Raw genomic sequence first — 15,499 nt, forward strand, 5'->3', positions numbered from 1 at the left:
AATGCTCATGGATAAAAATCAAGCAGCTGATGAATTATTGAATCGGGCAGTTTCCGAGACGATCGACCGCAAGCATCTGGAAACCGCACTTAAGTCTTCCAAAAAATTACGCGTGAAGCTCGGTATCGATCCGACAAGTCCAAACCTTCATATTGGCCGCGCAGTGGTGCTTTGGAAATTGCGCCAGTTCCAGGATCTGGGCCATCAGGTAGTGTTAATAGTCGGAGATTTTACGGGTTTGATCGGAGATACGTCTGATAAAGATTCGGAACGCCCAATGATGACCGAAGTTGCTGTTCGAGCCAATATGAAAACTTATTTGGAACAAGCTTTCAAGATTCTGGACCCGAAGAAAACTGAGACACATTACAATTCCGAGTGGTTAAAGAAATTGGGCTTCCATGAAATCGGAAAAATGGCCGATCTTTTTGGATTGCATGAATTTGAAGCTCGAGAGGTTATTTCAAAACGAATGAAAGCCGGTAAAAGAGTTTCCTTGCGTGAAATCCTCTATCCTTTGATGCAAGGATACGATTCTGTTGCAATTAAAGCCGATGTGGAACTGGGTGGCACTGATCAGAGGTTTAATTTGCTGGCCGGACGGACGATTCAGCCGACTTACGGACAGGCGCCGCAGGATATTTTAATGACGAATCTGCTGGAAGGCACGGATGGCCGAAAAATGTCATCGTCTTGGGGTAATGTCATCAATCTGACCGATGAACCCAATGATATGTTCGGCAAGGTCATGTCAATTGCCGATGAGTTGATCATAAAGTACTTTGAATACGCTACCCGTCTTTCTATGCATAAGGTCAAACAACTGGAAAAAGAATTGAAAGCCGGAACAAATCCTCGTGATATCAAGAAATTGCTGGCTGAAGAGATAGTTTCTTTGTACTATGGCGCCAAAGTTGCCAAGAAAGCTTCTGCTGAGTGGGCTAAAGTTTTTTCAAACAAAGAAAAACCCTCGGCGATAGAGAAGATGCACGTGAGATCAAAAAATATTGTAGATGTTATGGTTGAAACCAAACTTGCGGCCAGCAAAAGCGAGGCGAAAAGATTGATTGAGCAAAAAGGCGTGAAGGTGGATGATGAGATTGCTTCTGAATCAGCCAAAGTTTCAAGCGGTTCTATCATCCAAGTCGGGAAAAGAAAATTTGTCCGGATTAAATAAGATAAAAAATCGCATCTTAAATAAAATACCCCGAAACAAGTTCGGGGTTTCGTTTTAATATTTCATTCGTCCAATTCCGGCCCAAGCGATAGCAACAGCATCAGCCGCGTCATCCGGCTTTGGGATCTTTTTTAGTTTCAGAACCGTTTGCATCATGCGGTGGACCTGGCGCTTGTCCGCCTTGCCATAGCCCGTGGATGCAATTTTGACCTGCAGTGGAGTTACTTCAACGATTTTAAGCTTATGGTCAGCACAAGTCGCAAGAATCACCCCGCGCGCTTGCGATACCATCATGGCAGTTTTGACATTAGCCGCAAAGAATAAAGACTCCACGCAGACGGCGTCAGGCTTAAATTTTTTGATCAGCTGCGAAAGGTCCTGCTTGATCTCCAAAAGCCGCCGGTATTCCGCATCTCCTATTGTAGTTGTGATACAGCCGACTTCTTTCAGCGAAATATTATTGCCGGTTTGCTCCAGCAGTGCATATCCTGTCCTTCCCAGCCCCGGATCAATTCCCAGTATTTTCATAAGTTTGTGTTTGAATGAACCGCCACTACATCGTCATCGTCGTTTAACGCATCGATCAGGGTTTGGACTTTTGTCTGATCAGCTTCCTGCAGTTGAGTGGGCTGTTGCGGACGCATGACGAGTTCACTAGAAAGTACTTTGATCCTTTTGCTTTCAATGAATTTCTTTGTTTTTTCAATGTCCAGCGGCAAAGTATAAACTTCCATTCCTTCTTCCGTTTCTTTAACATCCTCGACTCCTTGGTCGATCAGCTCCAGAGACAGATTCTCAAGTCCCGCTTGTTTTTCTATCAGGATCTCGCCTTTTGATTCGAACATCCAGGCTACAGAACCCTGCTCCCCCATCCGTCCGCCGTTTTTGGAAAAAATATTGCGGATGCTCTGCAGAGTGCGGTTGGAATTGTCAGTCACCGCCTCAACTATAAAAGCCGAGCCTGCCGGCCCGTAGCCTTCGTACGTCACCTGTTCAATTGCTTCTTTGCCTTCGCCGGCGCCTCGTTTGATCGATCGGTCAATGTTGTCTTTCGGCATCCCGGACTCTTTCGCTTTATCCACTGCCATGCGCAACTGAAAATTAAAGGTCGGATCAGGGCCGCCGCCGGTTTTGACGGCAATGGAAATATTTTTGGCAAGCTTAGTAAAAAGCGTGCCGCGCTTGGCATCTGCCGCGCCTTTGCTTCGTTTGATTGTCGCCCACTTGCTGTGTCCTGACATATAAGCATTATAACAAAATTTGCTCAGTAGCATGCTCATGATTAAAGTCTTAAGCAAAACAAAACCGCTTCTTTCGAAGCGGTTAGTTTTTTTATATCAATGTCGTAGTCGCAACTTTATCTCCTGCATCTAGGGTCATGATTCTTACGCCTTGCGTAGCGCGGCCCAGGGTTGAGATCTTGGCCAGAGGCGTGCGCAGGGTTTGGCCGAGCTTACTGATGACGACCAGGTCGTGCTCTTCGGATTTGTCCACCACATGTAAGGATACGATCTTGCCGGTTTTGGGCGTGACTTTCAAAGTCTTGATGCCGGAGCCGCCGCGATGCTGTTTTTTGTAGAACTTCAGATCGGTCTTTTTGCCCAAACCGTTTTCCGTGACGATCAAAAGCTGCACATTATCAATGTTATTTTTCTTGGATACCAGATCCATGCTGATCAGGACATCGTCTTTTTTCAATCGCATGCCTTTGACGCCTGCGGCAGTGCGGCCCATGGCGCGGACATCTTTTTCATCAAATCGGATTGCTTGGCCGTTGGAAGTAGAAAGGATAACGTCATCATCACCTGCAGAATATTTGACCCAGCGCAGTTCGTCCCCTGTTTTGATCTTGATCGCGATGAGACCCGAGCGTCTGACCTTGGCAAACTCTTCAATAGCTGTTTTTTTGATCAAGCCTTTTTTGGTCGCCAGCACCAGGAACTTGGCCGGGATCTTTTTTGATAAGGTCAGCACTGAAGAGACCAATTCGTCGGTCGGCAGTTCCAGGAAATTGACCAAGGCCTGACCTCTGGCCACACGGGAAGCTTCCGGCAGTTCGTAAACTTTGGTCTGGAACACGCGGCCTTTGTTGGTGAAGAACAGGATATCATCATGAGTATTGGTCGTGTTGATCCATTCGACCACGTCCTCTTCCTTGGTGGTCATGCCGATGACGCCTTTGCCGCCGCGGCCCTGGGTTTTGTAAGTGTCAGGCGGCAAACGTTTGACGTAGCCTGATTTGGTGATGATGACAATGGCCTGCTGTTCCGGAATCAGATCTTCGACTTTGAACTCGCCGATCGGCTGCTTGACCAGGGTCGTTTTGCGCGGATTATTGTATTTGTCTTTCAGTTCCAGCAGTTCGGTTTTCACCACGCCGCGGATCTTCTTTTCACTTTTCAGAAGCAGTTCCAGCTCTTCGATCAGTTTGCGTTTTTCTTTCAGTTCATCGTCAACTTTTTTGCGTTCCAGGCCGGCCAGTGCCCGCAGCTGCATCAATAAAATGGCTGCAGCTTGTTTGTCTGATAATTTAAATTTGCTTATCAAAGCCGCATGAGCCTCTTCCGTGGTATCAGATTTTCTGATGATTTGGATGACCGCGTCAATGTGGTCCAGAGCGATCTTCAAGCCTTCCAGGATGTGTGCGCGTTCTTTGGCGCGATTAAGATCGAAAACTGTTCTGCGCGTGATGATCTGGACTCGGTGCTTGATGTAATATTCCAGAATATTTTTCAGGTTCAAAACCTGCGGCTCGATCCCGTCCACCAGCGCCAGCATGTTGACGTGGAAAGTATCCTGCAAGGAAGAATATTTGAACAGCTGATTCAGGATTTTATTCGGCAGGCCTTCTTTTTTCAATTCAATGACGATCCGCACGCCGTCTTTGTCTGATTCATCGCGCAGATCTTTGATGCCCTCTATCTTTTTATCCTTGACCAGCTCCGCGAACTGTTCCAAGAGAGTTGCCTTGTTCACCTGATACGGGATCTCGTTGATGATGATCTTGTGCTGACCTTTTTCTTCCACGATCTCGGTGCGGGCGCGCATGACAACCGGTCCTTTGCCCGTGGCGTAAACCTGCTTGATCGTGTTCCAGTCATAAATAAATCCGCCGGTGGGAAAATCCGGACCTTTCACGAATTCCAGCAGATCTTCCGTGGTGGCAGACGGCTCATCAATGAGCTTGACCGTGGCATCCACAACCTCGCCCAGATTATGCGGCGGAATGTTAGTCGCCATGCCGACCGCAATTCCCAGAGTGCCGTTAAGCAGGAGGTTCGGCGCTTTGGCTGGCAGGACTTTTGGCTCCTGCCTTGTGGCGTCGTAGTTGTCCATCCAATCCACGGTTTCTTTATCCAAATCGGTCAGCATTTCTTCGGCCAGCGCCATCATGCGGGCCTCGGTATAGCGCATTGCGGCCGGCGCATCGCCGTCCATGGAGCCGAAGTTACCCTGCCCGTTCACCAGCGGGTACCGCATGGCGAATTCTTGGGCCATGCGAGCCATGGAATCATAGACCGCGGCATCGCCGTGGGGGGTGGTATTTGGCCAGCACTTCTCCGACCACAGCTGCGGATTTTCGGAATTTGGCATTGGAGCGAAGGCCGAGCTCTGACATGGCGTAAAGGATCCTTCGGTGCACAGGTTTGAGCCCGTCGCGCACATCCGGCAGGGCTCGCTGGACGATCACGCTCATGGCGTAATCCAAATATGACTCCTCCATTTCCCGTTCAATGGACCGGGGGTTGATCTGCCCTATATTTTTATCAATGGCTGCAGGTTCGTTAGGTTTGGCCATATAGATTAGTTCCTTAGGTTATTCGGTTTTCCCAGTTTTTTCAGATCCAGATCAAGTTTTTGGCTTAAGATCTGATCGGGAGAGCCTTCAAAAAACATTTGGTCAAAAGTAAGCTGGGCCGAAGCGCCATCAATTTTTGGAAAGACCAAAATTCCGAAGTTCTGAGTGTGTGAAAGAATTTTTTGCACGAACGGCTTGCCCTGTCTGTCCGTCATCTGGCTGGGTGCGATTGATGCGCCATTGGCGGTCAGGCTTATGTTGCTCAGGGACGAGACGTTCAAAATGTCGTCAGTTGTGTTATTAAAATTAAAGAATATTTTCAGGTTACCGGAACCGGTATCGACCCGTTCCACCGCGGCGTAATTAACTTTGGTTGAATTTGCACCTGCCGTGCTGGGCGATTTCAGCAGATCGCTGGTATCCAGATGTTTTATGCTTGACCTAAGGGTCAGGACCCACAGCCCGAATAAGATTATGGCCGCGACAACCACGCTCCCCCAGAGGATTTTTACCCGGGTATTGTACGGTTGTTTTTGCAGTTTGGTTAAAAAATCTTGAGCAGTCATCTTTGCGGCGTTAAAATGATCAGTTGGGTTTGCTCGCCTGTCAGATCTTTTTTCTTCAGGGTCAGTTTTTCTTCCTCGGTGTGCTTGCCGCCCATTTCCTGCAGAAACTTATCCAGCTTATCAAGGTTTAATGTAAGCCCCGCAGTTTTATAGCTGTGCGGAATGATAATGAACGGCTCAAGCTGGGTGGCGATCTTCGTGGCATTCTCATAGTCCAGGATCTGCTTGCCGCCGACCGGGACCAAGACAATGTCTGAGCCTTCGAGCGTTTCTTTTTGCTCGTCAGTCAGCGAAGCTTGCTTGATCGGCCCTAAAAAAGCGATCCTGATCCCTTCAACCTCTATGCTGTAGATCGTATTCTTGCCAAGTTCCTTGTTCTCAGCTTCGGTGCCGATCACAAACGCGTCTTTAATATCGTATTCCCCCGGACCGTCGATCATAAAAGGATTGCCGGAGATGGATGAAAAATTATTGCACCAGTCAAGCTCGGGATTTGTGCAAATGACAACATCAGCCGCTCCCCGCACAGCGGTGAGTCCAGTGGCTTTGCCGAACGGATCTGTAATAATGGTGATTTCACGGCCTGTGATTTTAAAGCTGGAAAGCCCAAACCAAGATATGGTCATAGATAGAAGATATAATTTGGAATATAGAAATTGGAATAAAAAGGCACTCAAATGAGCCTTTAAATCCTCTATTATTTTAGCAAATTTTAGACATTTTTGGAAGCCCTAAAAGCCCTTGATTTTTGCCCGGATTTGGCTTATAATCGTAAGGCTAAGAAAGGGTTAAATCGTCGTAGCATCGAATGGTTTAACACCAACAAAATTATCATGGCAAATACAGCAACCTTCACGGCAGATCCCAAGACCATGCAGGAGCTTTTGGCCCAGGAAGGCGTGGATATCAAGGTTCCCAAAGTTGGCGATGTCCTGGAAGCAAAAGTTTTGTCAGTAGGCAAAAATGAAGTTTTTGTGGACATTGACGGGATAGGCTTAGGCGTGGTGCGGGGACGAGAGCTTTTTGACGAATCCGTCAGAGCCAGCTCCCTCAAGATCGGCGATCAGGTCATCGCTTCGGTGATAGAACCGGAGAACAAAGACGGCAATATTGAATTGTCATTCCGGGCAGCCGGCCAGGAACGCGTCTGGCAGACTTTGCAGGAGCGCTTAAAATCGCGCGAAGTGATCAAGACCAAGATCCTGGAAGCCAACAAAGGCGGGCTGATGGTGGAGGTTAATGGCGTCATCGGTTTCTTGCCGGTTTCCCAGCTTTCATCGGAACATTATCCGCGCGTGGAAGAAGGCGATAAGAATAAGATCCTGGGCGTACTCAAAAGTTATGTCGGCAAAATTTTTGACGTGCAGATCATCACTGCCGATCCTGCGGATGAAAAATTGATAGTCTCGGAAAAAGCGGTCAGTGAAGAAGAACTGCGCTCCAAGATCGGTAAACTGCAATTGGGAGCCATAGTGGAAGGCGAAGTTTCCGGCATTGTGGACTTTGGGATATTCTTAAAGTTCGGCGAAGGCCTGGAAGGCCTGGTCCATATTTCCGAACTGGCCTGGACCCGAATTGACCATCCGAAAGACCTGTTCCGCGTCGGCCAGAAAGTGCAAGCCCAGGTCATTTCCATTGACCGCGACCGCATCTCCCTGTCCATCAAGCGCCTGCAGCCTGACCCGTGGGCGGAATCAATAAAAAAATACCAGGTCGGGCAGATTGTCCTCGGCAAGGTCACGAAAGTCATGTCATTCGGGGCTTTCGTGGAGCTGGACCCGGATATTTACGGTCTGGTCCACTCCGTGGAGCTTTCCAATGAAGAAGTCAAAGACCCGTCAGAATTAGTGAAGGTCGGCCAAGAGATGGAATTCAAGATAATCTCTATTGAACCGCAGGAACACCGTCTGGGCTTGTCGCTCCGCGCAGTCGCATCCCCTGCTGAAGCACCTGAAGTTAAAGAAGAAAAAACCGCCTAACGGCGGTTTTTTCATAAATTATTTTCTATTGAGACCAGATCATCGTAGACAGTCCTGTTGTTGGCCACCCAATGATCTGCCGGCGGCTGCTTGTATAGTCCGTTCATTTGTTCAAAGCTCATCTGCGCATATTTGATCGGCGAGTGCAAAGGATATTTGTTTAAAAAATGATTCATGGTGATCACTCCATCGCCAAGGTTCGTGCCCATGTTCCAAGGGCTTGTTCCCCCGACCCCCCAGCAGTTGGATGTATCAATATGGTAATGCAGGCACATGGAGCTTTCGGCGTTGGACAGCGCCACGATCTGTTTCCAGTTGCGGAGTGTGACCAAGGTTGAGGCATATTCGGCCAAGGGAGATCTTTGCTCCTGAAGATATGTCCGGACTTTGGATGTGAGCTCCTGCTGTCTCATCGCCTGCTGGCGTATCTGCGCCTGGTAATATTGATCGCTCAGTTCCAGGGAGCGCATATCCAGATAATCATTGAAGCTGGCATCGGACAGATCAAACACCAGTAAGGGTCCTATGTCCGGCTGATTGACTTTGGTGTCTGCAGCATAGGTTACGTGGGGGATAACGGTTGTGGACAGGCTGACCAAAAGAACGATCAGGACCAGTTTATGTTTCAGGGCAAGTGTAGTGAAGCTTGCTTTCAGCTGGGGAAATTTTATTTTAAAGATTATATCAAGATCCATGGGAAATTTAGGATACCAAATTCACATAAGCAACCATATCAGAATTATGTCCAATGGTCAATCTTAGCATGTGGATTGTTTGTGGGGTAATTTATTAGTCTTTAAAAAAAGACTAAAAAAAGCTATAATATTATTAATTCACGAAAAAACTGAGTCGCAGGCGCAAAGGCGCCGAGAACAGTTTTTTCGAGAGAAGCAGCTGTAGACCGTAGCGTATTTGCGAAGCAAATCGCGAAGTGTCTACCAGACTGCGACGAGGCGTCATGGCCGAGCGGTTAGGCAGAGGTCTGCAAAACCTTTTACACCGGTTCAACTCCGGTTGACGCCTCCAATAAAGCCTGGGTGGCGGAACTGGCATACGCATGGGACTTAAAATCCCAGGCCCGCAAGGGATTGAGGGTTCGATTCCCTCCCCAGGCACCAGAAATCGGAATCGAAGGGCAGAAGTGAAGCGAAGCTGAACGTCGACGAATGCGAGCAAGCGCAGCATTCGGCGCTGCCCCGGACAGATTCCCTCCCCAGGCACCAGAAATCGGAATCGAAGGGCAGAAGTGAAGCGAAGCTGAACGTCGACGAATGCGAGCAAGCGCAGCATTCGGCGCTGCCCCGGACAGATTCCCTCCCCAGGCACCAGATTGATATACTATAACCATAACCATGAATAAGAAAAATAAAATCTCCGCATCCAGTAAGAAAACCCTTAAGCTTAAAGTTTTAGCCAAGGAAAAGGAAGGTATCAGGCGCAGACTGGCTGTGACCGCAGGCAAACTTCGCCTTAAAGCCGAAAAACTTGCAGTGACGGCCAAAAAAAAGGAAAGCGTCAGGCGCAAGCTGGCCGTGAGGGCTAAGAGGCTTCCTATTAAAGCCGAAAAGTTGGCGGTAACAGCCAAAGAAAAGGAAAGTATCAGACGAAGGCTGGCTGTGACCGCAGAGAAACTTGCCATTACTGCCAAGGAAAAAGAAAGCATCAGGCGCAACCTGGCTGTGACCGCAAGACAACTTGCCAGAACAGCGAAAGAAAAAGAAAGCGTTCGGAACAAGCTGGTGGTAACGGCAGAGAAACTTGCTATAACAGCTAAGGAAAGAGAAAGCATCAGGCAAAATCTTGCCGTAACCGCCAAGGAAAAAGAAAGCGTTCGGAACAAGCTGGTGGTAACGGCAGAAAAGCTGGCTGTGACCGCCAAGGAAAAAGAAAGTGTGAGGCGCAATTTGGCTGTGACCGCCAAGGAAAAAGAAAGCGTTCGGAACAAGCTGGTGGTTACTGCTAAAAAGCTCGCAATTACCGCCAAGGAAAAAGAAAGCGTTCGGAACAAGCTGGTGGTAACGGCAGAAAAGCTGGCTGTGACCGCCAAGGAAAAAGAAAGTGTGAGGCGCAATTTGGCTGTGACCGCCAAGGAAAAAGAAAGCGTTCGGAACAAGCTGGTGGTTACTGCTAAAAAGCTCGCAATTACCGCCAAGGAAAAAGAAAGCGTTCGGAACAAGCTGGTGGTAACGGCAGAGAAACTTGCTATAACAGCTAAGGAAAGAGAAAGCATCAGGCAAAATCTTGCCGTAACCGCCAAGGAAAAAGAAAGCATCAGGCGCAACCTGGCTGTGACCGCAGAGAAACTTGCCATTACTGCCAAGGAAAAAGAAAGCATCAGACAGAACTTGGCAGTGACAGCCAAGGAAAAAGAAAGCATCAGACAGAACCTGGCTGTGACTGCCAAGGAGCTTGCCGTAACCGCCAAGGAAAAAGAAAGCATCAGACAGAACTTGGCAGTGACAGCAAAAGAAAAAGAAAGTATCAGGGAAAACCTGGCAGTGACAGCAAAAGAAAAAGAAAGTATCAGACAGAACCTGGCTGTGACAGCAGAAAAACTGGCCGTGACTGCCATAGAAAAAGAAACAATGATCGCCAGTATCGGGGAGGGGCTTATTGCTACCGATGAAAAAGGAATTATTACCGTTATAAATAATACGGCTGAAAAACTGCTTGATATTAAAAGCGAAGAAGTTATAGGAAAAGTTTTTTCCGAAGTGATCCCTATGGAAGACGAAAAAGGAGCATCAATTCCGCCCCAAAAACGTCCTATGATCATGGCTTTGACAGCCGGTACGACTACCAGCACAACAACAGAGGGCGCAAGCTATTATTACGTGCGGAAAGACAAAACAAAATTTCCGGTCGCAATGGTGGTGACGCCTATTATTCTTGACAGCAAGGTCATCGGGACCATTGAAGTTTTCCGTGATATCACGCGGGAAAAAGAAGTTGACCGGGCTAAAAGCGAATTTGTGTCGCTTGCTTCTCATCAGCTCCGCACTCCGCCCACGAGCATGAAATGGTTTTTGGAAATGCTGCTTTCCGGTGAGGTCGGAGAATTAAACGAAAAACAGAGAGAATATTTCGAAGAGGTGTATAGGAACAATCAGCGGATGATAACCCTTGTTAATACACTGCTTAATGTGTCGCGGATCGATCTTGGTGTGTTCGCCATTCAGCCCGAACCAACCGACGTAGTAGCCCTCACCAAGGGAATAATTGAAGAAATGAACCCGCAAATACACGAAAAAGAATTGCGCGTGAATGAAAAATATTCGAAGAACCTTCAAAAGATTTTCGTTGATCCGAAACTCATAAGCATCGCGATACAAGATGTTGTCAGCAATGCGGTGAAATATACGCCGCCGAAAGGAACTATTGATGTGGAGATCTCCTTGAAACAAAACGGTGAGAGTATCGGAGGCCGATTGATCAAAAAAGACAGTTTGGTCGTATTTATATCGGACACCGGCTACGGTATTCCCAAAGACCAGCAGGATAAGATCTTTACCAAGCTTTTCCGCGCTGACAATGTGAAAGAAAAGGATACGGACGGGACAGGATTAGGGCTGTACCTGGCCAAGTCTATCATTGACCACGCCCAAGGGAATATTTGGTTCGAGTCTGAACTGAACAAGGGATCGAAATTCTATCTTACGATCCCGCTCGAAGGCATGAAGAAAAAAGAAGGAATAACAAAGATCACCAGCGGTTCTACCGGTTAGGAATTCATTGACATTGCAGCTTGTGCTATAATTCAGGCTATGACAGATACATCAAATAAAAAAATACTTATTGTAGAAGATGAGATGTCCCAGCGGAAAGCTCTTGTGGATAAATTTACACGGGAAGGTTTTCAGGTTGTTTCGGCCAGAGACGGCGAGGAAGGATTGAGCACCGCCCTTAAGGAAAAACCCGACCTAATTCTCCTCGACATTGTAATGCCCAAAATGGACGGCATGACCATGCTCAAAAAACTGAGGCAAGAGAACGAATGGAGCAAAACTGTTCCTGTGATAATGCTTACGAACTTAAGCGCCGATGACGATAAAATAATGAAGGGAGTCACTGAAGATCTACCTTCATATTATTTGGTGAAATCAAACTGGGCGATCAATGATGTGGTGGAAAAGGTCAAAGACCGTCTTTCTCAATAAAATTATATGCCGGAATCAGCAAGTGCTTTAGAAAATAGACCCAGCACGGATAGTCCTGATATCATTGAAAACCAAAAAGAGCAACTGAGTCCGCTTGAGAAAAAAATAGAAGAACTCCGTGATCTGGAAGGGATCATTGGTGCTCTGGATTTGGATTATAATTTCCAGAATAGTGAATCAGATCTCGTTGTAAAAAAAGACAGTAGCGTGAAGACCCATGTCAACAAGATATTGGATCGGATCAGACAAGGATATGAAGGTAAGTTAAAAGGTAAGGATATTGCTGAGCATATCAAGCACGTTCTTTTCGAAGGAAATTTAAAAGAACAAGATCTGACAGATAGGATAAATAATATTTATGCCGATCTTGCAAATTTAGAGGAACGGTTGCAGTCGGCTAAAACTGAGGATGATATAAGCAATTCAATTCAACCTATTGTAGATAAATATGGAGGCCAGGACTGGCCGGAATAATAAATTAAAAAAGCCCTCCGTGCGGAGGGCTTTTTTAATTAGTTTTGCAGGGGTAATTGATTCAATTGATTTAAAATTTGGTTTACCGCCAATACCCAGTTTGCATTGGGATGCCCGACATATCGGTTCACGATTTTTTTCGGAGTGTCTGCGCCGGCCGCAATATATTTGGTGGCCAGCAGCTGGTCGACGTCTGCGAACCCTTCAGAGAAAGACTCGTAGCGTTTCAGGTTCCAAGCGCCGCCCACGCCCCAGCAATTGTTGTACATCTGATGCTTGCAGAGTGTTGATTCTCCGTTGGAAATGGCCAAAACCAATTTCCAATTGTCATTCTGTAAGATGTCAGCGGCATATGGCGCCAAAGGCGAATTTTTTTGCTCCAGATAAGTTTGTAAGATCGCGATGTTCGGATCCGGTTGTTCGGGCTGTTGGGTTTGAAGCACATCCGCAGCCTGATCGTTATTGTTCTGCACAAGCGGAGCCAGATCAGTAAGATTGACGTTTTGTAGTGTTTGTATTTCAAGGACGAGTTTTGTGTTTTGTGTTTGGGCTGAAGCTGAGTATGGCAGTAATGAAACCGCCGAAGTCACAATCAGTGTAGCCAAGACAAAACGGGCTGTCATTGAATATTTCCCCACGCGTTCATAATCCAGGAACCGGGTCACTCTGCTGAGGTTGCAATTCAGGAAAGTTCACATTGAAGTGAGGACCCAGGTATGGGCAATAAACGGTTCGGTAGACCTTTAAATATTCTTAAAGAGCTGTTGCGCGGTTTTACATAGTTTGAATTAGCGAGGGTGTTGCAGAAAAAAGAATTCTGAGGCCGAAGTCACATTGCCGTGACGAGGCCGAGGACTTAGGTGTAAATTTGTGACTAGCAAATTTATACCGTCTTTTTTCGCAATACCCGAGCGCCCTATGTTGCCTGCCCCCGCCTGGCACGGGGCCAGGACGGGGTACGCAACTATCAATATTAGCAAAAAAAAGCTATTTTGTCAATAGCCGGAGGAAGAGGGCAAAAGGCCAAATTGCCCTTAATATATTGGGTATATTTGGTCAAAATAAAAAAGGTTTCTGACAAAATGTCAGAAACCTGTTAGCCCAGGTGGTCGACCAAAAAATCGGTCGTGTAACTGACCACTTTGGGAACGTGTGCGTCCAGCCGGTGGTTGCCGCCGCTGATCACCATCAGCTCCATTTTGGGATAGAGCCCGATCAGTTTTTTGGATTGCTCCAGCGGAATGGACTCATCGTTCTCGCCGTGGATGATCATGACCGGACATTTGATGTGGCCGGCCTCGGCGTAGAAATCGATCCCCTTGCCTACAGGCAGCATGATGCGGTTCTCGACGCGGCCGTTTGGGCCGTCGAAGCTGTACATGTCCTGCCTGACTTCGCTGAAGTCCAAACGGGGCGAGATGAGGACGCCGCAGCGGAATGCGGCCGGATGATAAGCCATTGCCAGCAATGCTGCGGAAGCTCCGATCGAAGCGCCCACGATCCCGATGCCTCTGGGATTGACCCGCGGATTGGTCACAAGATATGCGCAGGCGGCGGCAACATCTTCCGCCTCGGTGGAAACGCTGATTTGGCGGATGTCGCCTTCAGAATCTCCGTGTCCGCGGAAGTCGAATGACAGTGAGCCGATCCCTTCTTGGGCCAGCTTTGTGGCCAGCATGGAGTTGCGCGCTCCCTGCCGGTTGGATTTCCAGCCATGCAGCAGCAGAACGATGTTGACTTCGTTCGTACCACGCGGCATCGTCATGGTTCCTGTGAGCATACTATCGTCTACCGTCGGAAAGCGAACAGTCTCGGACATGGTTCTACCTCCTTTTCCGAATCCTTCTGTGAGTTTTGCGAACCAGGAAGTATACTTCATTTGGAGTTGTTTGTCAATGCCGCAGCAGGTTGCCCATGGAGCTTAGTATCTCCCCGTAGAGCGGCTTGATCTTATTCGTTGCTTCCGCGATCGTGTGCGGAAAAATAAATTTAAACAATCTGGGCACGCCCTGCATTATCGGCTGATTCAATCTTGGGACTGGGTCGATGATAATAAATTCCCGATCATTTTTCAGTTCGTGCAAAAAAGCCCCGGGTCTTAAATATTCCAATGCTTTTTCTTTTTCATGGTAAGTGTAGATCCCGCAGGCAAGATTGACCTTCATCGTTTCGATGCCATAAGGCACGATCGCAATATGGGCAACATTGTGCGGTTGTTTCCATGCGTCGTTGACTGCGTTGAAATCGAACTGGACCGGTATTTTCAGATAAGATACCAGGGTAAAAAAATCTATAGGCGGAACGCCTGTCAATAAATTAAGCTGGGAATATACGGGAATAGCGCCCGTGAATCTGGGATTGCACTCTAGGGGATAAAGGTCGTTTTTCTCCTGATCCAAGATAAAATCTATTCCAAAAATCCCTGTATATCCCCGGCGGTACAGCCAATGGCCGATCGTTTCAACGATCTTTTGCGCTTTTTTTTCGGTTTCCGAAGACCACGGATGGAACCCCCAGTCATGGCCGAAAAAATGCCCTGAGGCCGGATGCCCGTGCAGCGATTCCGGAACGTCCACTAATTGCAGCTGCAATGTTGAAGTCAGCACGCCTTGTTCCGTGGCGCATCCGAGCATGCTTAAGGCATTGCCCGTGACGAAAGGAGTAAGTTTGATCGTATGCACTTTTTCAAATTTTTCGGAGATCACCGTTTGTTTTGCCAGCAAGAGGTCCTGTTCGGAATGGATGAACATCGTGCCGCCTGAAATTTCATAGTCCCCGGGTTGTACGACAACGCTGCTCCCCCAGCGTTTGAAAATTTCCTCAAAATTTTTATCCCGAAATTCCGCGACGGACAGCGTCCAGTCTTCGAGATGCTTGAGTTTTAAAGATTTTAAAAGATTGCGGAAAGTGTCTTTGTGAAGCACCGGATCAAAGGATTTCGGATCATTGCCGATCCAGGGAATATTTTCGGCATTCAGAAAATCAACGATCGGTTTGGTGGTCTGATAAAAAAGCAGCGTATATTGGGATCTCTGATTTTTAAGAAACCCCTGGAACATATAATTTTTAAGAAGATATCCGGTGGATTGGACTTTCAGGGCGATCTTGGGGTTTTTCTGTTCCAGACAGTAAATATTGGCGTAGTTTTGAAGCACATCAATGTCAGCCGAATCTCTGACGCAATATATCTGGTAATGGGACCGGCGCATAAAAAAAGCCGGAATTATCCGCTGGTACGGCGCCACTCCCACAGCGATGATTTGTTGCAGATGGAGCTGTTCAATTACGTCATCCAGGTTCCGGACGTATTTGCGCCAAGAATGTGTGAGATCGTTCATGAACATATT

15 protein-coding genes and 2 tRNA genes are annotated in these 15,499 nt (G+C 47.5%); 7 read left to right on the forward strand and 10 right to left on the reverse strand.

What is annotated here, in order from left to right:
• Positions 1 to 7: 7 nt before the first annotated feature.
• Positions 8 to 1,177 carry a tyrosine--tRNA ligase gene (tyrS, locus tag WDN47_03620; protein MEJ0021646.1) on the forward strand — a complete coding sequence of 390 codons (1,170 nt, stop codon included), beginning with the start codon at positions 8 to 10 and terminating at the stop codon, positions 1,175 to 1,177.
• A 54-nt stretch (positions 1,178 to 1,231) separates the two neighbouring features.
• On the opposite strand, the gene ruvC is transcribed toward tyrS, so the two are convergent.
• The 6 genes from ruvC to WDN47_03650 form a co-directional block, all read right to left on the reverse strand.
• Positions 1,232 to 1,705, reverse strand: a complete 474-nt coding sequence (ruvC, locus tag WDN47_03625) for a crossover junction endodeoxyribonuclease RuvC (protein MEJ0021647.1) — start codon at positions 1,703 to 1,705, stop codon at positions 1,232 to 1,234.
• On the reverse strand, positions 1,702 to 2,418 hold the full coding sequence (locus WDN47_03630) for a YebC/PmpR family DNA-binding transcriptional regulator (GenBank protein ID MEJ0021648.1): 717 nt from the start codon (positions 2,416 to 2,418) through the stop codon (positions 1,702 to 1,704). The genes ruvC and WDN47_03630 overlap by 4 nt, the downstream gene beginning before the upstream one ends.
• A 91-nt stretch (positions 2,419 to 2,509) precedes the next feature.
• Entirely contained in the window at positions 2,510 to 4,771 is a 2,262-nt protein-coding gene (gene gyrA, locus WDN47_03635) for a DNA gyrase subunit A (protein MEJ0021649.1), read from the reverse strand.
• The gene (locus WDN47_03640; GenBank protein MEJ0021650.1) at positions 4,689 to 4,976 is read right to left on the reverse strand and encodes a DNA gyrase subunit A; all 288 of its coding nucleotides are present in this window, start codon (positions 4,974 to 4,976) and stop codon (positions 4,689 to 4,691) included. Before WDN47_03640 ends, gyrA begins: the two co-directional genes overlap by 83 nt.
• A 5-nt stretch (positions 4,977 to 4,981) precedes the next feature.
• A complete protein-coding gene (locus WDN47_03645) occupies positions 4,982 to 5,542 on the reverse strand; it encodes a hypothetical protein (GenBank protein ID MEJ0021651.1) in 561 nt (186 codons plus the stop codon).
• Positions 5,539 to 6,168: an MBL fold metallo-hydrolase gene (locus WDN47_03650; protein ID MEJ0021652.1), complete on the reverse strand. Its 630-nt coding sequence runs from the start codon at positions 6,166 to 6,168 to the stop codon at positions 5,539 to 5,541. The genes WDN47_03645 and WDN47_03650 overlap by 4 nt, the downstream gene beginning before the upstream one ends.
• A 207-nt stretch (positions 6,169 to 6,375) precedes the next feature.
• Here WDN47_03650 and WDN47_03655 point away from each other — a divergent pair, with 207 nt between their 5' ends.
• Entirely contained in the window at positions 6,376 to 7,521 is a 1,146-nt protein-coding gene (locus WDN47_03655; protein ID MEJ0021653.1) for a S1 RNA-binding domain-containing protein, read from the forward strand.
• A gap of 11 nt (positions 7,522 to 7,532) precedes the next feature.
• Here the strand turns inward: WDN47_03655 and WDN47_03660 are convergent, their stop codons facing one another.
• Entirely contained in the window at positions 7,533 to 8,216 is a 684-nt protein-coding gene (locus WDN47_03660) for a hypothetical protein (protein ID MEJ0021654.1), read from the reverse strand.
• 257 nt (positions 8,217 to 8,473) lie between these two features.
• On the opposite strand from WDN47_03660, the gene WDN47_03665 reads away from it, so the two are divergent.
• From WDN47_03665 to WDN47_03685, 5 genes are all read left to right on the forward strand, one after another.
• A tRNA-Cys gene (locus tag WDN47_03665) sits at positions 8,474 to 8,547 on the forward strand.
• 5 nt (positions 8,548 to 8,552) lie between these two features.
• Positions 8,553 to 8,639 (forward strand) — tRNA-Leu (locus WDN47_03670).
• A 234-nt stretch (positions 8,640 to 8,873) separates the two neighbouring features.
• Complete coding sequence (locus WDN47_03675; GenBank protein MEJ0021655.1) at positions 8,874 to 11,246, forward strand: ATP-binding protein; 2,373 nt, start codon at positions 8,874 to 8,876, stop codon at positions 11,244 to 11,246.
• A gap of 39 nt (positions 11,247 to 11,285) precedes the next feature.
• Positions 11,286 to 11,678 carry a response regulator gene (locus WDN47_03680; GenBank protein ID MEJ0021656.1) on the forward strand — a complete coding sequence of 131 codons (393 nt, stop codon included), beginning with the start codon at positions 11,286 to 11,288 and terminating at the stop codon, positions 11,676 to 11,678.
• Between the two features lie 6 nt (positions 11,679 to 11,684).
• Entirely contained in the window at positions 11,685 to 12,152 is a 468-nt protein-coding gene (locus WDN47_03685; protein ID MEJ0021657.1) for a hypothetical protein, read from the forward strand.
• 38 nt (positions 12,153 to 12,190) lie between these two features.
• Here WDN47_03685 and WDN47_03690 read toward each other — a convergent pair whose 3' ends face one another.
• The 3 genes from WDN47_03690 to WDN47_03700 form a co-directional block, all read right to left on the reverse strand.
• Complete coding sequence (locus WDN47_03690) at positions 12,191 to 12,775, reverse strand: hypothetical protein (protein MEJ0021658.1); 585 nt, start codon at positions 12,773 to 12,775, stop codon at positions 12,191 to 12,193.
• A 473-nt stretch (positions 12,776 to 13,248) separates the two neighbouring features.
• Positions 13,249 to 13,932: an alpha/beta fold hydrolase gene (locus WDN47_03695; protein MEJ0021659.1), complete on the reverse strand. Its 684-nt coding sequence runs from the start codon at positions 13,930 to 13,932 to the stop codon at positions 13,249 to 13,251.
• A 112-nt stretch (positions 13,933 to 14,044) separates the two neighbouring features.
• Positions 14,045 to 15,490, reverse strand: a complete 1,446-nt coding sequence (locus WDN47_03700) for an ATP-grasp domain-containing protein (GenBank protein MEJ0021660.1) — start codon at positions 15,488 to 15,490, stop codon at positions 14,045 to 14,047.
• Positions 15,491 to 15,499 lie beyond the last annotated feature (9 nt).

Source organism: Candidatus Doudnabacteria bacterium, from assembly GCA_037200925.1.
Lineage (GTDB): Bacteria > Patescibacteriota > Doudnabacteria > UBA920 > O2-02-FULL-48-8 > JBDTSL01.

Bases quoted from the DNA above. Each gene is read 5' to 3' on its own strand.
- gyrA (MEJ0021649.1), bottom strand. From the start codon at position 4,771: ATGCCAAATTCCGAAAATCCGCAGCTGTGGTCGGAGAAGTGCTGGCCA.
- WDN47_03695 (MEJ0021659.1), bottom strand. From the start codon at position 13,932: ATGCTCACAGGAACCATGACGATGCCGCGTGGTACGAACGAAGTCAAC.
- WDN47_03640 (MEJ0021650.1), bottom strand. From the start codon at position 4,976: ATGGCCAAACCTAACGAACCTGCAGCCATTGATAAAAATATAGGGCAG.
- WDN47_03655 (MEJ0021653.1), top strand. From the start codon at position 6,376: ATGGCAAATACAGCAACCTTCACGGCAGATCCCAAGACCATGCAGGAG.
- WDN47_03680 (MEJ0021656.1), top strand. From the start codon at position 11,286: ATGACAGATACATCAAATAAAAAAATACTTATTGTAGAAGATGAGATG.
- WDN47_03700 (MEJ0021660.1), bottom strand. From the start codon at position 15,490: ATGAACGATCTCACACATTCTTGGCGCAAATACGTCCGGAACCTGGAT.
- WDN47_03660 (MEJ0021654.1), bottom strand. From the start codon at position 8,216: ATGGATCTTGATATAATCTTTAAAATAAAATTTCCCCAGCTGAAAGCA.
- WDN47_03630 (MEJ0021648.1), bottom strand. From the start codon at position 2,418: ATGTCAGGACACAGCAAGTGGGCGACAATCAAACGAAGCAAAGGCGCG.
- WDN47_03690 (MEJ0021658.1), bottom strand. From the start codon at position 12,775: ATGACAGCCCGTTTTGTCTTGGCTACACTGATTGTGACTTCGGCGGTT.
- WDN47_03650 (MEJ0021652.1), bottom strand. From the start codon at position 6,168: ATGACCATATCTTGGTTTGGGCTTTCCAGCTTTAAAATCACAGGCCGT.
- WDN47_03675 (MEJ0021655.1), top strand. From the start codon at position 8,874: ATGAATAAGAAAAATAAAATCTCCGCATCCAGTAAGAAAACCCTTAAG.
- tyrS (MEJ0021646.1), top strand. From the start codon at position 8: ATGGATAAAAATCAAGCAGCTGATGAATTATTGAATCGGGCAGTTTCC.
- ruvC (MEJ0021647.1), bottom strand. From the start codon at position 1,705: ATGAAAATACTGGGAATTGATCCGGGGCTGGGAAGGACAGGATATGCA.
- WDN47_03645 (MEJ0021651.1), bottom strand. From the start codon at position 5,542: ATGACTGCTCAAGATTTTTTAACCAAACTGCAAAAACAACCGTACAAT.
- WDN47_03685 (MEJ0021657.1), top strand. From the start codon at position 11,685: ATGCCGGAATCAGCAAGTGCTTTAGAAAATAGACCCAGCACGGATAGT.